General features: G+C 67.8%; 1 protein-coding gene. It reads right to left on the bottom strand.

Annotated elements, in window-relative coordinates; all coding sequences use genetic code 11:
* Positions 1–1,516: class I tRNA ligase family protein (locus tag LQV45_RS31680; RefSeq protein WP_230011390.1), on the bottom strand; the 1,516-nt coding region annotated here is incomplete at both ends.

The raw sequence follows: 1,516 nt of genomic DNA, 5'->3' as shown, positions 1-1,516 counted from the left end.
TTCTTGCCCAGGCGCGGGCCGGCGGCCCGGGCATTGACCACGAGCTTCTGCTCGATGCCGAACTCCTCCGGGGAGGCGCTCTCGGCGTCCAGCAGGCGGACCGAGCGCAGGTTCAGTTCATCGGCAACGACGGCGGCGAAGCCGCCCAGCGCGTCCGCGCCCGGTGCCACGACCGTGAGTTCCTGCAGCGGCAGGCGCACGCGCAGGTTCGCGGCCTTGCGCAGCGAGGAGCCGGTGGAGCAGATCTGCTGCACCCGGTCCATCGCCTCGACCAGGCCCGGGTTGGCCGGGAACAGTCCGGCATCCGGCCAGTCGGCCAGGTGCACGGAACGCCCGCCGGTGAGGCCGCGCCAGATCTCCTCGGAGATCAGCGGCAGCAGAGAGGCGGCTACGCGGGTGACGGTCTCCAGCGCGGTGTAGAGCGCGTCGAAGGCGTCCACACTCTCGTCGAAGAAGCGCTGGCGGCTGCGGCGGACGTACCAGTTGGTGAGCATGTCCAGGTAGCTGCGCAGCTCGTCGCAGGCGCCGGAGATGTCGTAGCTGTCCAGCTGGGCGGTCATGTTCCGGACCAGGTCCCCGGTGTTGGCCATGAGGTACTGGTCCAGGGTGTCGGCGTAGCCGTCGTAGCGGAGCTTCGCGTCGTACCCGGCGCCGCTGTCCGCTGCGTTCGTGTAGAGCGTGAAGAAGCTGTACACGTTCCACAGCGGCAGGATGACCTGGCGGACGCCGTCGCGGATCCCCTGCTCGGTGACCACGAGGTTGCCGCCGCGCAGGATCGGGCTGGACATCAGGAACCAGCGCATGGCGTCGGAGCCGTCGCGGTCCAGGACCTCGGAGACGTCCGGGTAGTTGCGCAGGCTCTTGGACATCTTCTGCCCGTCCGAACCCAGCACGATGCCGTGGCTGATGACGTTGCGGAAGGCCGGACGGTCGAACAGCGCGGTGGAAAGGATGTGCAGCATGTAGAACCAGCCGCGGGTCTGGCCGATGTACTCGACGATGAAGTCCGCCGGGTTGTGCGTGTCGAACCATTCCTCGTTCTGGAACGGGTAGTGGACCTGGCCGTAGGGCATGGAACCGGAATCGAACCAGACGTCCAGGACGTCCTCGACGCGGCGCATCACGGACTGGCCTTCTTCCGGAGTGCGGGGGTCATCCGGGTTCGGGCGGGTGAGCTCGTCGATGAACGGCCGGTGCAGGTCCACCTGGCCGGCCTTGTTCAGCGGCAGGCGGCCGAAGTCGGCCTCGATCTCGGCCAGGGAGCCGTAGACGTCGGTGCGCGGGTAGTCCGGGTCGGTGGACTGCCAGACGGGGATGGGGCTGCCCCAGTAGCGGTTGCGGCTGATGGACCAGTCGCGGGCGTTGGCGAGCCACTTGCCGAACTGGCCGTCCTTGACGTTGCCCGGGATCCAGTTGATGTCCTGGTTGAGCTCGGACATGCGGTCCTTGAACTTGGTGACCTCGACGTACCAGGAGGACACGGCGCGGTAGATCAGCGGGTTGCGGCAGCGCCAGC

The sequence above is a fragment of the Microbacterium sp. Bi128 genome (assembly GCF_918698205.1).
Note: the sequence above shows the minus strand (reverse complement) of the source record. Positions and strands in the feature narration are given on the sequence as shown.